The following is a 15485-nucleotide window of genomic DNA, read 5'->3' as shown; positions in this document are numbered from 1 at the left end:
ATAGATAAACCCAGCAGAGGTTAATTTCTAGATCCGCCTGCCAGGGAAGTGTCGTATATTCTGGCCATGTTTGATCGGGTTAGCGCTTATTTGTAATAAATAATGCTTTATCCCTATTTAGGGTAACTAAATTGTGCCTCATCAAGAGTTAAGAAAAGTAAAGCAATAGGTTAAGTTGTAGTTAACTACGACCCAACCGCAGACGGACAGAGGAACGCAACGAATTTCCGCAGTGGCGATCGCGACTATAAACAAGCAGCAAAGAATAGCTAATAATATAAGAGAGCGCTTCACAGTTCTTAATTATTCAGCTTTACTAAAACAATGGCGAGAGATTTGCGGGGATTTATCAAACTTCTGGAAGAAAGGGGACAATTAAAGCGAATTTCCGCTTTAGTTGACCCAGATTTAGAAATTGCTGAGATTTCTAACCGGATGCTGCAACAAGGCGGGCCGGGGTTATTGTTTGAAAATGTTAAAGGCGCATCCTTCCCGGTGGCGGTGAATTTGATGGGAACTGTGGAAAGGATATGCTGGGCGATGAATATGCAGCATCCAGAAGAGTTGGAAACTCTGGGTAAAAAGCTGAGTATGCTGCAACAACCAAAGCCACCAAAGAAGATTTCCCAAGCGATAGATTTTGGGAAAGTACTGTTTGATGTAGTGAAAGCTAAACCAGGAAGAGACTTTTTCCCCGCCTGTCAGCAAGTGGTAGTTCAAGGAGAAGACTTAGATTTAAATAAGTTGCCGTTGATACGTCCTTATGTGGGTGATGCTGGGAAAATTATTACTCTAGGGCTAGTAATTACAAAGGATTGCGAGACAGGTATTCCCAATGTGGGCGTGTATCGCTTGCAACTACAATCAAAAAATACAATGACCGTGCATTGGTTATCAGTGCGGGGTGGGGCGAGACATTTACGCAAAGCCGCAGAACGCGGTCAGAAATTAGAAATTGCGATCGCACTTGGTGTAGACCCCTTAATTATCATGGCGGCGGCTACACCCATACCTGTAGATTTATCAGAATGGTTGTTTGCTGGACTGTACGGTGGTTCTGGGGTGCAGTTAGCAAAGTGCAAAACCGTAGATTTAGAAGTTCCCGCAGATGCGGAATTTGTTTTAGAAGGGACAATTACACCAGGAGAAGTTTTACCAGACGGGCCTTTTGGCGACCACATGGGTTACTACGGCGGTGTCGAGGATTCTCCATTAATTCGCTTTGGGTGTATGACACACCGCAAAAATCCGATTTACTTAACAACATTTAGCGGTCGTCCACCCAAAGAAGAAGCGATGATGGCGATCGCACTCAATCGGATTTATACCCCAATTCTGCGGCAACAAGTCTCTGAAATTGTCGATTTTTTCCTACCAATGGAAGCTTTGAGTTACAAAGCCGCAATTATTTCCATTGATAAAGCATATCCCGGACAAGCACGACGCGCAGCTTTAGCATTTTGGAGTGCTTTACCACAATTTACTTACACCAAGTTTGTGATTGTGGTCGATAAAGACATCAATATTCGCGATCCGCGCCAAGTTGTCTGGGCGATTAGTTCTAAAGTCGATCCCACAAGAGATGTGTTTATTTTGCCGAACACACCCTTTGATACTTTAGATTTTGCCAGCGAGAAAATTGGTTTAGGCGGGCGGATGGGAATTGATGCTACTACTAAAATTCCCCCAGAAATCGACCATGAATGGGGCGCACCACTAGAGTCAGATCCAGATGTAGCGGCGATGGTTGAGAGACGTTGGGCGGAGTATGGTTTAGCAGATTTGCAATTAGGTGAAGTTGACCCAAATTTGTTTGGTTACGATATGAAGTGATAAAAGAAGGTATCTGGAAGAATAGCCTCCATATTTTTGGCTGCTTCCAGATACAACAACCTCTCAAGCGCAGGGGCTGCTACGCATATCCAAAATTTTGCTAAACCTCAACTTTATAGTTAAGTTCATGTTCATCGCCCGGTAGTCCGCGAAAACCCCAATTATGCTTGGGGTTCTCGAAAATTGTAATTTCTAAATCTTGCGAAGTGATACCAACAGAAAGCGATCGCTCAAATAACAGCCGCATCAATTGTTTTTTTGCTGCTATACTCCGCCCTTCAATCATACTAAACTCGATAATGGTATAACGGTCAGTGCGCCCAGAGGGGTAGAAAAAGTCTGACTTGTCCAAGGGAAAAAAGCGATGTGCCCGTTTATTTGCAGGATATTGTAATGCTTCCATTACACAACTATGAATTACATCCGAAAGCTGTTGTTTAATGGGGTTGAGATAATCCCGTATGCCGTAAATTTTGACTTGAACCATGCATTAATCCTCTTTCTTCAGCATTAAAGTTAACTTTCTTGACCACAAATATTTCTTCAGACAGTGGTCGCGAGAATAGAAATATGCAATTCACTGAGCAGAAAAATTACTGTTCAGGCTACTAAGATTTATGTTTCTATTTGTAGAAAAACATAAATGCGAACCTGTTGAATAGAGGCATCAACAAGATAATTGGAATTAATCTTCATTACCCTTAAACTACGCAGTATCTTAAAAGTAGAGAGTTGAGACTGTGTAAGTAGCAATGGTGACTTTAGCTGAATTTCAGCAGTTAATCGAAAAGCAGCTTTCATGTCATGAAATGCCAAAAGCCCTACAAGCGCTGTTTTATGACAAAAAAGGTAATTGGGACAAAGCTCATGAAATAGTGCAAAATGCCAGCGATGCTGACAGCGCTTGGGTTCATGCTTATTTGCACCGCAAAGAAGGCGATTTGAGTAATGCGCGTTATTGGTATCGACGTAGCAATCAGCCAGAGTTCTCCGGAGGACTCAACCAGGAATGGGAAGAGATTACTTCTTGTTTACTGAATAAGGTGAAGGACGCATGGACGCAGAAGAATTGATCCGACGTTACGCTGGAGGAGAGAGATATTTTCCCGCAGCCAACTTAACGAAAGCCAAGTTGATTGGAGCCGACTTACCAGGAATCAATTTATGGGGAGCAGACTTGAGTGGAGCTAATTTGGCTAAAGCTAAATTATGGGGAGCGGACTTGAGTAGAACTAATCTTGCAAAAGCCAACTTAACTAGAGCAAATTTAAGTGGTGTCAAGCTCAATGAAGCAAATTTACGAGGAGCCAAGCTGAATTTTGCCAAGTTATATGGAGCCGATTTAAGTGGAGCTTACTACGATGAAAGCACTAAATTACCTTTAGGTTTTGACCCTGTTAGTAAAAATATGCGCAAGTTTTAAAAGCTTTTTTATGTACATTAAAATATTTACTTTTGATTATCTTTGTCGTTAGTGTTGCTGAAGTTTATGTAAATAGAATTTTTAGCATTTGTCCGATTTAGGGTATTAATTAAGCAATGAAAGGCAGAAAAACAAGGCGGAATTTCTTGCTTACTGGTGTTGCTGTCGCTAGCAGCATTGTCAGTGCTGATGCTTTAACAACTAATACTGTGGGAACACCATCAGCTACAATGCCAGAACGAGTTTTAGGACGCACAGGAGTAAAAGTCCCGATTTTAGGGTTGGGGGGTGCAGGTACAAACACGCCAATAGATAAGCCAGAGAAAGAACGAGAAGCTCTGGCGATTATTGAAAGAGCGATCGCACTTGGTATTCGTTACTTTGATACTGCTCGAAGTTATGGAGCAAGTGAAATTCATTTAGGAAAAGTATTACCACCGTATCGTGCCAAGATTTTCTTAGCAAGTAAAACGGATAAAAGGGATAGAGATGGAGCATGGCGAGAACTAGAGAGTTCGCTGAAACGTCTGAATACAGATTATCTAGATTTATGGCAACTACATCACGTTTCTTTTGTTGAAGAACTTGATACTATATTTAGTGCTTCTGGTGCAATTAAAGCTTTAGAAGAAGCGATGCAGCAAAAAATTGTCCGGTTTGCAGGTATTACCGGACATCACGACACAAAAGTAATAGCAGAAGGACTACGCCGCTTTCCATTTCATACAACACTTATCCCAATCAATGCTGTAGAAAATCATCATCCAGATTCATTTATTACGGCAATTTTACCATTAGCAAAGCAACAAAACTTAGGCGTAATTGCCATGAAAGTTCCTGCTTATGGCAAGTTATTTCAAATAGGTGGTTTGCAAAATATCCAGCAAGCTTTAGGATATACTTTGTCTCAGTCAGGGGTTCATTGTTGCATAATTCCGGCTGATAGTGTGCAACAGTTAGAAGAGAATGTACAAGCCGCTGTTGCTTACCAACCTCTAAACGATCGGCAAATCGCAGCAATTGAACAGCAGACTGCTGGGATATGGCAAGATACTACATTTTATCGGTCTTGGCATTAAAGATAATATTTGAATTAGCTACCACTTACCGGAGTTATCTTCTTGTTGCAAACCGATAAACTGTCGCCGCTTCCAAGCATAATGCAGAATATTAATCCCTAGTTCCTGCGCTGTTCTAATAGTTAGTCGGGGTAAAGTTAATTCTCTATCTAGTCCCCAAGCCGTAGCTAGATCGCCAATTACTAAAATGATTCCGCCGCCAATTAATAGCCGAATTAACTGTTGATTGATAATTGGCAAAGCAGCAAATAAAAAAGGTTTGGTTCTTAAAGGATGGCTTCTTTGTAACTCTTCTAAAGGTCTAAGAGGATTTTCTAGTTGCTGGGCTAAGGCGTGGGTACTTTCAATTAGTGGTTGAGCATTTTGGGGCGCATCAACTAAAAGTATCCCACCAGAATTTACATAATTTCTCAGAGATTCAAATTCAATACTGTTAAAAGATAGTGCTTGCTGGCCTGTTAAATAAAGTAAGTCATAGTCTTGAATATTTTCTCCTAAAGAAACCTGTCCTGGCTCATCAATTCCGCGTAAAGCTGGGTATAGAGGTTCGATTGATTGTAGCAAGTATGAGAGGTTGAAAAAATTGCGGGCGCATTCAGAATCGCTATGATTTACCTGTGCGATCGCTACATTTGTTTGCGGTCTTGCTTGTGCATGACGGCGGTAACGTAAATCAATATTTTGATAACCAGGAAAGAAAACATCCGTCGGCTGACTAATAGCATTTTGTCCTGGTTGTAAAAGTATCCTACACAGTTCTATTTCTGAACTTTCTAGCGTAGAATTTTTTTGATCGATGCGATATGTTTCTTGGACAATATCTCTTGGCTGTCCGCGTCGCAATTCATCAGGATCTACATAACTGACTACTAAGTAAATGGTAACTGGTTCTGAACTTACTACTTCTAAATCAATAGGAAAATCATAAGCTTTAGGCACTACAATTAAATTCCCAGCTACATCAATAGCAATTCCCGGCTGAATTTGTACCCAGCGTCCATCTCGATATTTCGCTTCTACTTGGCGGGGTGCAGGAATAACTCTCACGCCTAAACCGCAGACTATTCCAGGTTGGTTTAAGCATTGATAATGAGTGTTTTGTCGCAGACGATGGTAATCATGGGCTTTACTCCAGCGTTCTGCATTTATTAATAGCCCATCTGAAGCTTGCAGGCGTTCAAAGGATTTGATATTTGGTGGTGGAAATGGATGTGTCATATACAAAAACTAACCGCGAAGGACGCAAAGAACACGAAGTAATACTGTAGATTATATTTTGGTGGGCAATGCCCACCCTACTTTTAATTATTTGGGTTTTCTATTAATAATTCATAGGTACAAAAAGCGGGTTTTTCTTGTTCAATAATTTTTCTTACTAGTTGTTCATTAATATAGTTATGAGAAAGAGCTGTACGCAAGCGGACTATAAAGTGATATGCTTGCCCACCTGCTAAAACTGCGCTACCGATTTGGGCATCACCTAAGATAAAACTGGGACCAAAGGGTTCTGTAATACTAATATGTTTATCGGTTTCGTTTGGTATATCCTCGTCTAAAGGTAGCCCTGTATAAAGATGTAGATAAAGACGCAATCCTTTACGAGTTCCTCGCCAGCGATAAATTTCTACTGCACGACGAATTAAACGGCGTTGTTGGTCGAGATTCCAAACAGAGTCTACTTGCCAAGCTACCCAATGAGCTAAAAAAGGTAGTATTGCCCTTGGTGCTGTTAAGGGATCGATGTTTGCCCACATGACGTTAAAACTATCAATTGCGGGTTGATAAGCTTGTTCAAATATCTTGATGAAGCGACCAATAAAGTCTACTTCTCGATAAAGAACGGGCAAAAATTCCATGTAGAAACTGTAGGGACGAATATATAAACTAAATATTTCACTGTGCTGGATTTGTTCTCGTTCTGTACCAGGGTCGATATTAACAACTACTAGACAGCGAAAGTTGAGTATTAATTTATCTTTTTTTCCTGGTGAAATTGCTTCTTGGTCTTCAAAAAATGTGGCAGGAACAGTGAAATATAACACTGCATCCATCTGTTCGCCTGGCAAAATTTCGCTACCTTCTGTACCAATTTGGCACCAATGAGAGGGAAATTCACCTTCTACTTTTAAACTTAGACGTAAGGGGCGTTGTTCTAAGTTTTTGACCTGGACAATCATTTCGCTGGGTTGTCCCGGATGCAAAAGCAAACTATGCCCTGTTTCATTCATCCCTTCTGGCCCGGCAAATGCTAAACCAGCCCCAGGTACAGCTTCGGGAATTTGCATTGGGGTGAGTTGAATGTTAACGGCTGGGCTATAACGGCTTTGAACCATAAGCTTTTCCCTTAGCGAGTAATGATTTGGATGTCATGACCGGAACGCAGACTGGGGTCAAACCAAGAACAAATTAAACCTTGTACTCCTGGGTCGATTAATTGTTCTGGTGATGGTTGTCTTCGCCAGGTTTCTCCTTGCTTGCGGATGGGAAATAGCAGGACTGGGCCTAAATAACGCACGCCTGGGGTTTGTTGCATTAAAGCGATGATATCTGAGGGATAAACGGGTCGCCCAAAAGGCCAGCCTTTACCTTCAGTTCCCCCAGTGAGAGGATTTAAATATTTATACAGGGAAATTCTTAAGTTACGGAGAATTTCTGCTCTAGCTAAAGGGTTATCATAAGCGGGTTCGAGAATGACTTCTGTTTGGACGGAAACACCGACATACTCCGGTTCTAAGAGTCTGACTTGTACTCCTAATAACTTTCTTTCGTCTAAGTATTGTAAAACTTGCTCTTGTAGTGCGGGGCTGAGAGCAAATTGCGTCGGTGCGATACCTTCGCCTTGAAAAATCGCATCTGTATTGGCTTGGGGAACTAGTAATAAGCTAACTGTACCCGCCTGACTAGTAGTTAAACAACGCACGCGGGCGATCGCACCTGCACCTGCTTGCTGTGCTAATACCTCAAAGTCTTCGGCTGTCACAGCGCGATCGCGTGTACGCAGGATGCGGGGAGCTTTAATTACCGCTTGTTCCAAAGATTCGGCATCTGCACCGTTAATTGCTGCTTTGTAATTTGTGACGCTGGCTACGTAGGGTACAGCCGACTTCAAAAACTGAAGCGAGCCAACTTGTACATTACCTTCTTTGCCTCCTCCCGTGCGGTAAGCGAGAATTCTAATTTCGGAACCGCGTGGAGGAACTGCTCCGTATTGGTGTTCAAGTTGGTTTTCAATGTCGCTCACTTGCACTACCGTGTCTTCTAATCTTGGCTGCTGAATACGCGATCGCACTTGTGTTTGGCGTTGGAGTTGTCCTGGTTCGCGAATCAACGGCCCAAACTGAACTACACCAGTCAGCGAATCAATAATATAGTGACGGTCTTGGGATGTAGAATCGGCAAAATCTCTCACCTCACGCCAAGTTTGCGGTAAGCCACCAGGGGGAGTCACGATAATGTACTCAGTTTCGCGACGTTCTAAAACAGGTGGTGCTTGTAATTGAAAGGTCTGTCCTGGCGTACCGTCACTAATTCCCAAGCGTTCATCTTGAATCAAAGTACTATGACTCGCCCTCACAGTTCCGCCAATTGACCGCACTGCTAACCCAGTAATTCGTGGCGGACGGCTATAACCTTCTCGATTGGCTTCGGGGGCGGTAAAGCTACAGCGCAGCCAACGTCCTCGGTAAGCAGTAAAGGTAGTCACAGGCCAAGATTGCGGTAAATGTAGGCGCACATCTGCACCTTGCGCCGAATTTCGACCTTGTTGGTTAATTTCGTAAAAACTGAAACCCCGTGTTTGGTCGTCTGACTCTTTCATTAACACTGGTTGCCAATCTTGTCCATCCCAAGCTTCCCATTTGCGGGGGGGATGATTCGGGTCAATACCTGTAGGGGTCGCCGCCGCCCCTTGAATGGTGACTTCCAAGACATTACCATCTAAAGGATCGTCAGAATTAATGACTAAATAAAAGCAATTTCCGGCTTGGGGTTGTTCGTTAAATACAGCTTGTTCGCTACCAGCCCAGAAACCGTTAGGCTGACGAGTCCAGATATTTGAGACTCGTTCGCGCAGAGATTGGGGGATATCTTCAACAGTTTGGGCTGTGAGGAAATGCTGTAGACGCGGTTGACCAATAATTAAAGGATAATCTGTACTAAAGGTAATCGCAGGTGTGGTTTCAGTGCGGATTGTGGAAACTTCAATACCTGTAGGAATCGTATAAGCTTCAGGTAGATCGGAACTTAAATAAAAAGTTAATTCTGTATGGGCTGGGGCGGGGGGTTGGAGGCGAATCCCCAATAATTCTAAAAAAGCTACATAATTTTTTCTGGGTACTTGATTAAACCTGAGTAACATCTGGTCAGTTAACCAAGCAAATAACTCAATTAGCGTCATCCCAGGATCGCTGAGGTTGTGGTCTGTCCACTCAGGACAATAGCGCGGGATACGCATCGTACACTCTTCGACTAAATCATCAAAAGTGCGATCGTCTAAATTGGAAGATGGTAATTCTGGTAAAAAATCAAATTTCACAGTTACACCAAATTAGGAATTATTCTTCAGGAGGCAATAAATAAAACGGATAAACAAAGTTGTTAATATCAGGATTGTCTTTAAGTCGATAATTAATATTAATGTCTACTCGACCACGCACCGGGTCGGGTTCGGTAATGACTTGATCGACAGTAATGCGCGGTTCCCAAACTTCGAGGGCTTCTAAAACATAAATCCGAATCCGCATGAGAGTGTCGTTATTCATCGGTGCAAATGCTAATTCCGACAAACGCGAACCAAAATTAGGGCGATAAACTCGTTCGCCTACGCCAGTGCGGAGAATTATCCAAATAGATTCTTTAACTTTTTGCGCTTCACTGCTGAGTTGTATCCCGCCTTGTAAATTCAAGCGCAAGGGGAAAGCCCAACCAGTTCCTAAATCATCTCGTGGCTGACCATAAACCATAGTTACTATATGGCTGTGATATCTATACTTTCAAAGATATCGGCACAGCAGATTTAAGCCTATTCGCCAAAGGTCGAGATGAGAAGCGGTCAGCCACCAATCAAAACAGTCATTTCACCTTTGGTAATTTTATTCGGCGGGCCTAATGCTTCTAAAACAGTGTCACCCATACGACAAGCGGGTAGTCCGTTAATCATTACTGTCTGACTCCCGTCAATCACAACCCCAGGCCCGTGGGGAGGTAGGGGTAAGGGCGTAGTACATTGATGAATATCAGCACCAGGGATAGCAGCAGCCGCAGCCGCAGAAATCATGCTACTCATACTAGCTCCCAGAGATGTTTTGAGAGCTTGTTCAGATGCATAGGCTGCTGGTGCTCCTGGCGTTCCCGCCGCCGCTAAAGTAGCAGCCTCCGCCGCTTGGATAGCTGTATCAGCCGCTTGTTTAGCAGTCTGCAAAGCAGGCACCGCCGCCGCAGGTATACCCCGCCAAGCTGGTAAATTGCCAATTAACACATTGTTACTACCGGGGCCTGGGGTTAACACTGGGGGTAAGGGGTGCGCTACTGAGTCAGTAATTCTTGCTGCTGCTCTTCCTGTCATTTTTCTTTGCGCCTTTGCGCGAAATAAAATCCTAATTCAATCGAATAAACTTACCTTGGACTGTCACATCCAGACCGGCTTTAATATCAATGCTGCCTCTAGGAGCTTCTAAAGATAAATCACCTGTGGATTCTACGGAAATTTTTGATTTACCTGTATCATCCATTTTAATTTTATGACCGCCGTTGGTTTCAATTTCAATACAGCGATCGCTATCATTAAGATAAATTTTGTGACCGCCTTGCGTTTGCACGCGCACCCCGGCTTTACTGCTACCTTTATCTTCTTCGATAAACTGCAAGGTGTGTCCTGTACGAGTTTTGACAGTGCGTAATCGGACTTTTCCCCCCACAACTGTATCATCTACCGCTTCTGGTGGCGCGTCTTTGCCATTCCAAACACCACCTATTACATAAGGGCGATGGATATCACCATGTTCAAACCCAACTAAAACCTCATCGTTAACTTCTGGTAAACAATCAAAGCCACGTTGATTTGCTGCGCCCGAAGCCACAACTCGCGCCCAGTTGCTAGCGTGTTCTTCAGTGAGGGTGGGAAATTTCACTTTTACTCGCCCCCATCCTTGAGGGTCTTTGTTATCGGTGACAATTCCTACTAAGAAGGTTTGACCAGGCTGAAGACGGGTTTGAGTCGAGAGAGTGGTGAATAAGTTACCAGCCCGTAACCCCCGAATGCTGAACTCTGTGGTATAAATTCGTTGAGCGTAGAAATGGCGAGTTTCGGTGACATAATACTTTCCACTATAGCGATCGCCTAATCCTTCCAGTTCAATTATTTTTCCTGGCCTAACTTTGGGATTACCTACAGCTTTCGCATCTGCATAGACAAATTCTCCTCCCAGTTCATCACACAAAGCCTGCGCCATTTTCTGTGCTTGTGTAGTGCTAGCAACTGGTCGATCGACAACGGTCATTTTCGGCGGCTTTAAGTTAGAAAAATTAGTACTAGTACTGCTACCTTTTTTATTGCCTGTATCAGTTATTACCTTTTCTGCTTTAGCTGTAGATGCGATCGCTTTTTTTTGAGTATAATCCCAGCCACGCACTTCAACAGCACTCACCTGTTCTGCACTGGTGACACGGGTACTAAATTTACTAATATCGACTAGCCATTTTAGTTTTATCGATTCCTGGCTTTCTGGTTTGCGAAAATATAGCTTGCTGTTGTAAATAAATAATTCAAAACCAATGCGAGCAGCCCGTTCTCGTAAGAATTCCATATTAGTTTGGTTTTCTTGAAAGACATATTCATGAGCTTCACCGCTGGGGTCTATTTTACCAGTTTTTATTCCTACTTCTGACGCTATTTGCTCTACAATATCGCTATCAGTTTTATTTAAGAACGAACGATTATAACGACCTCTATGCAGGCGATGAGAGAGATCGTAACCGCGAATAATTATATGAGCTTCTGATTTTTCATTGAAGTGAACTTCCATCGCTGTAATTTCGCCTTCAATGAGATAATCATCTAACTTTTTTTGAAAATTCCCATCTTGAGTTGTACTAGAAGTAAAACCTATCTTAACGTTTTTACCAATTTCAAATAACTGTTCGTGACGCCGAGGCTGATATTCTGGACGGTCAACGGTGGGAATATAGCTATTGTGTACTAACAGCGTAAACATCGCTGGTAAATGTAAACTTTCTTCCACACTAATTTGTAATAAATCCTTCATTAGCTCAGGAGAAGCGGCTTCTCCTCCTAATTCCAATTTAGGTTGGCTTAAATAAAGACTTTGGTCGGGCATAAGTACGATAAAAATAGGCAATAAAGCAAGAATAAATGCCTTGAAAACTAATTATTAAGTTTTTCCTAGCTTAGGATTTGGCTGACGATTTGCGCCTTTAGAAGCTGATTGTCTCCCCCCTGGTGGGTTCTTTTTATCTACCTCTTGTAAAGAGATATCTACTATTGCTCTAACTGGCGTACCATCAGTCAGAAACATATTTAAATTGTATGTGAGACTAGTAATTACACAATGAAAATATTCTATTCCCCAAATAAACCTATACACTGGGGGACGTTTATCTGGATTTCGCTCAATAGTTTCTACTCCTTGCTTGATGATGTCTATATAATCCATTACGGATTGTTTAGTTTCATAAGTATCAAAGAGTAATTGTTTAAGAGTGAATTTGTAAGGTTCTAGACCAGAGAAATTTACTTTAGGTAATAATGTGGTTCCTCTATTACCTTTCTCTTTTTCCCAGCTAACAGTCCGAGAAAAACTAATTTCTGTAGGGTTAAACATCAGTTCAATATCTGGTGCTTCACCTTCATAAGCTACGAGTTTAGCTTTCTGTAGTTGCGGATTCCTTTTTTGGGGAATGATAATTGTTTGAGTAGCCATTTAAGTATTGTTATGAGGATTAATAGATTTGAAAGTTCACGCAGAAACGCAGAGGCGCAGAGAGTAGAAGAATAAAGTTTGTTTAGAAATTATTTTTGATTTCTCATACTTTGCGAACTTTGCGAACTTCGTGGTTCGTTTTTATAAAAAAATTACCAAGGTAAACGACCTAAATAGATACCTTGACGCTCTCGCTCAACTTCTATTCGTTGTCGCAATCTGTTATATATTTCATAGGCTAAAGCTTCTAGATTTCTAGATTCATCGGCTTCGGGATTAGCAGCAGAAGGACTTTGTATGGTTTCAGTTATTGGCTGTATATCTGTAGCTATATCGGGTGCTGTGACTTCTCCACCGTTAGCAAAGCCTTGAGCCGAAGTTAGGCGTTTAGTAAAAACTTGCGGCGATGGTTGTGAAGTTTGAGAATGTTCTGAATTTTGCCAGTTAGATTCTTCCTCATTAAAGTTAAAAGATGTAAATGGATCGTTGTTTCCATTGAGTAATTCTTCCACACTTGACCATTGGGTAGGCGTTTCATAGGGTGCGTTAGTGTTGGAAGTAGTTTTGCGGAAGATTAATGTAGGTAATGAGTAATGAGGAGAGGGTTCAGTTCTTGCAGTAGTATTGTTTTCAACAGTATTTAGCGGTAAAGAACTGTGTGAAGAAAGCCTGTGCTGACTAATTTCTGTGCTTAAAGAAGCAGGAGTTAGGGAGTTAGATTCCTCAGATTCGCTATTATCAGATTTTTGACGCTGTAATGAAGTGTCAGCAAAAGAATCGACTTTAGTCGGAGTCTCTGGAGTTGGTAGCTCTAAACTGGGAAGGATCATATCCTCTGCTGTACCACCAGTATTGATATGCCGGAGTATGTGAAGATTTTTCTGAGCATCATTAGCATTAACGACAAATTCCCCAGGTGTGAGCATAGCAGGGACTGTATCCGAAGATGCTATCTGTGGATTTTCCACTGAGGAGTGTGTGACTTGTCCCCCGGTTGCAAAACCTTGTGGTGCGGGTAAGTTATCTAAGGTTTCTGACTGATTCTCTGTGAAAGTCAAGCTTGTAACCGTAGATGGTAAATCTGGTTTTACAGGTTGTTCGTCATTACCAGCTTCCAAAATAATACTTGATGTGGCAGATGCGTAGACACTATGTGGCTTTTCGTCAGACATCGCACTCTCATCTACTGCTACTGTATCCACTTCAGTACTTTGGCGCAATTGAAGTGGAGTGACAACAGTTGGAATTTCTGTGTTTTTTTGGCTATCATCTGGGGATAAAACCAGACTTTCTTGCACATCCAGCAAATTAACTGATTCAGCAGATTGGGATTTTGAACTCACCATCGGGTTATCTGCAATTACAGGTGAGGTTGGCGTTAGCTGAACGGGTACATTGCTGGTGCTATCAGTTTGTCGGTGAGTCATATTTTCTCGTATATCCGACAAATTAACCGATTCTGAAGCGATTATGGGGTTATCTGCAATGAAAGGTGGAGTTGCTGCTAATTCAACGGGTACATCGCTGGCGTTGTCAGTTTGTTGGGGAGTTATACTTTCTGACGCATCCAAGATTATCCCCCTATCTGCAATTACAGGTGGAGTTGGTACTAGCTGAACGGGTATATTGCTAGTGCTGTCAGTTTGTAGAGAAGTGACATTTTCTGGCGCGTTCCCCAAATTATCTGATTCAAGAGACTGTGATTCTGAGGTGACTATCGCCTGTGCAATTACAGGCGAGGTTGATGCTAATTGTATATTGCTAGTGCTGTCAGTTTGTAGAGGAGTGACATTTGCTGGCGCATTCGCAAAATTAACTACTTCTGTAGACTGTAATTCTGGAGTGACTATTAGGTTATCTTCAATTACAGGTGAGATTGGTGCTGGCTGAACGGATATATTACTAACAATTTCCGGTGTGGTTATATTTGGAATATTTTCTGCATCTAATGCATTAACTGTAGTTAAATCTTCAGTGTTGGGTAGAGGAGATGGTGCTTCGGAAAGATTTACTAAATTACGGGATAAATTAGCTGTATCTTCAACTCTAGGTTTAGTAGTATCTAACAAATAATTGCTAGAGTCTGGAAGATTGTTTGTAATTTCTTGAGAATTCCTAATTGTAGCTGGTAAATGTTCCTGCTGTTGTGTAGAGAATAGATCTTGTTGGTTAAGGATATTTGAATTAGTAACTATTTCCTGTTGTTTTGCAGTTTGGTTAATTGGAATATCTGAGACATCAACAACTTGTGAATCTTCAGTTAATATAGTCTGTTCTCTAGGATTTAAGTTACTTAAAAGAGTTAATGTATCAACAATACTAGTTACATTAGATTCTGACTCTGAACTTTTTGCAGTGTCATTAGCAATAGTTTTTGACGCAGTTTCTTGTGGCGATCGCGTCCTAATTTCACTGCTATTAGTAGCAGGAGATATAGTTGGTAAATCAGCACGATCTACAGTAGATACAGAATCAGCGATCGCTGGCGTTTCCTCATTAGCAAAATTCTCGCTTAATCCAGATTCATTATTAACAATAAGCGAAGCTTTCCAGGTATTAATAGAAGTACCGCCATCAGTTATTTTATCATTTATATTTGACTGTATTTTAGTTTCTTTATTAGCATCTAAAGCTTGATTTTGATTGAGTGTTACTAACCCATCATTATTATTAACAATAGGAATATCATCTATCTGCTTAGATGATTTAGTCGTTTTTTTAGCTCTAGATTTAGCCTTTGATTTAGCTTCAGAGTCGGACAATTTCTCCGTTCTTTTGGATTTTGACTTAACTTTAATATTTGATTCCAGTGTAATATTATTCGTGTCGCTGGTGTTTGCAGTAGGTAATATATTTGGAATATCGCCTTCTATATATTCAGAATCAAGATTATTACTATCTGAGAAAACTGAATCAACTGTATCAAATTGAATTAAGGTCAGGTCAGTATTAATATTTTCAGTTTCTGGAAAATTAGCATCTATTGATGGGTCGCTAAATACTTGATTATCGTGAGATTGTAAAAATTGAGAATAGGTGACTAATGGTACGCGATCGCCTAAAGGTTTGATAGTATGATGACCGTACAGAGAACTAGACTCTTTTCTTGACAAAAGTCGATGAGAATAACCTAGAGGCTTTCTCACTCCAAACCCAAGCGGTTGAAATTTAGTTACTATTAATGGTTGAATAATTTGCATAATTTTAGTTGGA

13 protein-coding genes are annotated in these 15485 nt (G+C 41.5%); 4 read left to right on the top strand and 9 right to left on the bottom strand.

The features are described from left to right. Window positions 1–324: 324 nt before the first annotated feature. On the top strand, window positions 325–1833 hold the full coding sequence (locus AACU33_RS00220; RefSeq protein ID WP_096586498.1) for a UbiD family decarboxylase: 1509 nt from the start codon (window positions 325–327) through the stop codon (window positions 1831–1833). Window positions 1834–1933: 100 nt separating this feature from the next. On the opposite strand, the gene AACU33_RS00215 is transcribed toward AACU33_RS00220, so the two are convergent. Then, a complete protein-coding gene (locus AACU33_RS00215) occupies window positions 1934–2320 on the bottom strand; it encodes a tautomerase family protein (protein ID WP_096586497.1) in 387 nt (128 codons plus the stop codon). Between the two features lie 265 nt (window positions 2321–2585). Between AACU33_RS00215 and AACU33_RS00210 the strand changes: the two genes are divergently transcribed. The 3 genes from AACU33_RS00210 (at window position 2586) to AACU33_RS00200 (ending at window position 4335) form a co-directional block, all read left to right on the top strand. Next, a complete protein-coding gene (locus tag AACU33_RS00210) occupies window positions 2586–2906 on the top strand; it encodes a hypothetical protein (protein WP_096586496.1) in 321 nt (106 codons plus the stop codon). Further along, window positions 2888–3256 (top strand): pentapeptide repeat-containing protein, encoded by a 369-nt coding sequence (locus AACU33_RS00205; RefSeq protein ID WP_096586495.1) that lies wholly within the window; start codon window positions 2888–2890, stop codon window positions 3254–3256. Before AACU33_RS00210 ends, AACU33_RS00205 begins: the two co-directional genes overlap by 19 nt. Window positions 3257–3372: 116 nt before the next feature. Continuing rightward, window positions 3373–4335, top strand: a complete 963-nt coding sequence (locus AACU33_RS00200) for an aldo/keto reductase (RefSeq protein ID WP_096586494.1) — start codon at window positions 3373–3375, stop codon at window positions 4333–4335. An 18-nt stretch (window positions 4336–4353) separates the two neighbouring features. On the opposite strand, the gene AACU33_RS00195 is transcribed toward AACU33_RS00200, so the two are convergent. From AACU33_RS00195 to AACU33_RS00160, 8 genes are all read right to left on the bottom strand, one after another. Next, the gene (locus AACU33_RS00195) at window positions 4354–5553 is read right to left on the bottom strand and encodes a DUF4159 domain-containing protein (RefSeq protein WP_096586493.1); all 1200 of its coding nucleotides are present in this window, start codon (window positions 5551–5553) and stop codon (window positions 4354–4356) included. A gap of 83 nt (window positions 5554–5636) precedes the next feature. Continuing rightward, entirely contained in the window at window positions 5637–6668 is a 1032-nt protein-coding gene (locus tag AACU33_RS00190) for a phage tail protein (protein WP_096586492.1), read from the bottom strand. A gap of 11 nt (window positions 6669–6679) precedes the next feature. Next, window positions 6680–8869: a putative baseplate assembly protein gene (locus AACU33_RS00185; protein WP_096586491.1), complete on the bottom strand. Its 2190-nt coding sequence runs from the start codon at window positions 8867–8869 to the stop codon at window positions 6680–6682. A 19-nt stretch (window positions 8870–8888) separates the two neighbouring features. Beyond that, window positions 8889–9296: a GPW/gp25 family protein gene (locus tag AACU33_RS00180; protein ID WP_096586490.1), complete on the bottom strand. Its 408-nt coding sequence runs from the start codon at window positions 9294–9296 to the stop codon at window positions 8889–8891. A gap of 89 nt (window positions 9297–9385) precedes the next feature. Then, window positions 9386–9898, bottom strand: coding sequence for a PAAR domain-containing protein (locus tag AACU33_RS00175; protein WP_339375667.1), 513 nt, complete (start codon window positions 9896–9898; stop codon window positions 9386–9388). Between the two features lie 31 nt (window positions 9899–9929). After that, window positions 9930–11669: a VgrG-related protein gene (locus AACU33_RS00170; RefSeq protein ID WP_096586489.1), complete on the bottom strand. Its 1740-nt coding sequence runs from the start codon at window positions 11667–11669 to the stop codon at window positions 9930–9932. 54 nt (window positions 11670–11723) lie between these two features. Beyond that, entirely contained in the window at window positions 11724–12272 is a 549-nt protein-coding gene (locus AACU33_RS00165) for a CIS tube protein (protein ID WP_096586488.1), read from the bottom strand. A 152-nt stretch (window positions 12273–12424) separates the two neighbouring features. Further along, window positions 12425–15472, bottom strand: coding sequence for a hypothetical protein (locus AACU33_RS00160; protein ID WP_096586487.1), 3048 nt, complete (start codon window positions 15470–15472; stop codon window positions 12425–12427). Between the last annotated feature and the right edge of the window lie 13 nt (window positions 15473–15485).

The organism is Calothrix sp. NIES-2098 (assembly GCF_963875125.1).
Taxonomy (GTDB): domain Bacteria; phylum Cyanobacteriota; class Cyanobacteriia; order Cyanobacteriales; family Nostocaceae; genus Aulosira.
This window is presented reverse-complemented; position numbering and strand designations above follow the sequence as displayed.

Bases quoted from the DNA above. Each gene is read 5' to 3' on its own strand.
- AACU33_RS00220 (WP_096586498.1), top strand. From the start codon at position 325: ATGGCGAGAGATTTGCGGGGATTTATCAAACTTCTGGAAGAAAGGGGA.
- AACU33_RS00215 (WP_096586497.1), bottom strand. From the start codon at position 2,320: ATGGTTCAAGTCAAAATTTACGGCATACGGGATTATCTCAACCCCATT.
- AACU33_RS00210 (WP_096586496.1), top strand. From the start codon at position 2,586: ATGGTGACTTTAGCTGAATTTCAGCAGTTAATCGAAAAGCAGCTTTCA.
- AACU33_RS00205 (WP_096586495.1), top strand. From the start codon at position 2,888: ATGGACGCAGAAGAATTGATCCGACGTTACGCTGGAGGAGAGAGATAT.
- AACU33_RS00200 (WP_096586494.1), top strand. From the start codon at position 3,373: ATGAAAGGCAGAAAAACAAGGCGGAATTTCTTGCTTACTGGTGTTGCT.
- AACU33_RS00195 (WP_096586493.1), bottom strand. From the start codon at position 5,553: ATGACACATCCATTTCCACCACCAAATATCAAATCCTTTGAACGCCTG.
- AACU33_RS00190 (WP_096586492.1), bottom strand. From the start codon at position 6,668: ATGGTTCAAAGCCGTTATAGCCCAGCCGTTAACATTCAACTCACCCCA.
- AACU33_RS00180 (WP_096586490.1), bottom strand. From the start codon at position 9,296: ATGGTTTATGGTCAGCCACGAGATGATTTAGGAACTGGTTGGGCTTTC.
- AACU33_RS00175 (WP_339375667.1), bottom strand. From the start codon at position 9,898: ATGACAGGAAGAGCAGCAGCAAGAATTACTGACTCAGTAGCGCACCCC.
- AACU33_RS00170 (WP_096586489.1), bottom strand. From the start codon at position 11,669: ATGCCCGACCAAAGTCTTTATTTAAGCCAACCTAAATTGGAATTAGGA.
- AACU33_RS00165 (WP_096586488.1), bottom strand. From the start codon at position 12,272: ATGGCTACTCAAACAATTATCATTCCCCAAAAAAGGAATCCGCAACTA.
- AACU33_RS00160 (WP_096586487.1), bottom strand. From the start codon at position 15,472: ATGCAAATTATTCAACCATTAATAGTAACTAAATTTCAACCGCTTGGG.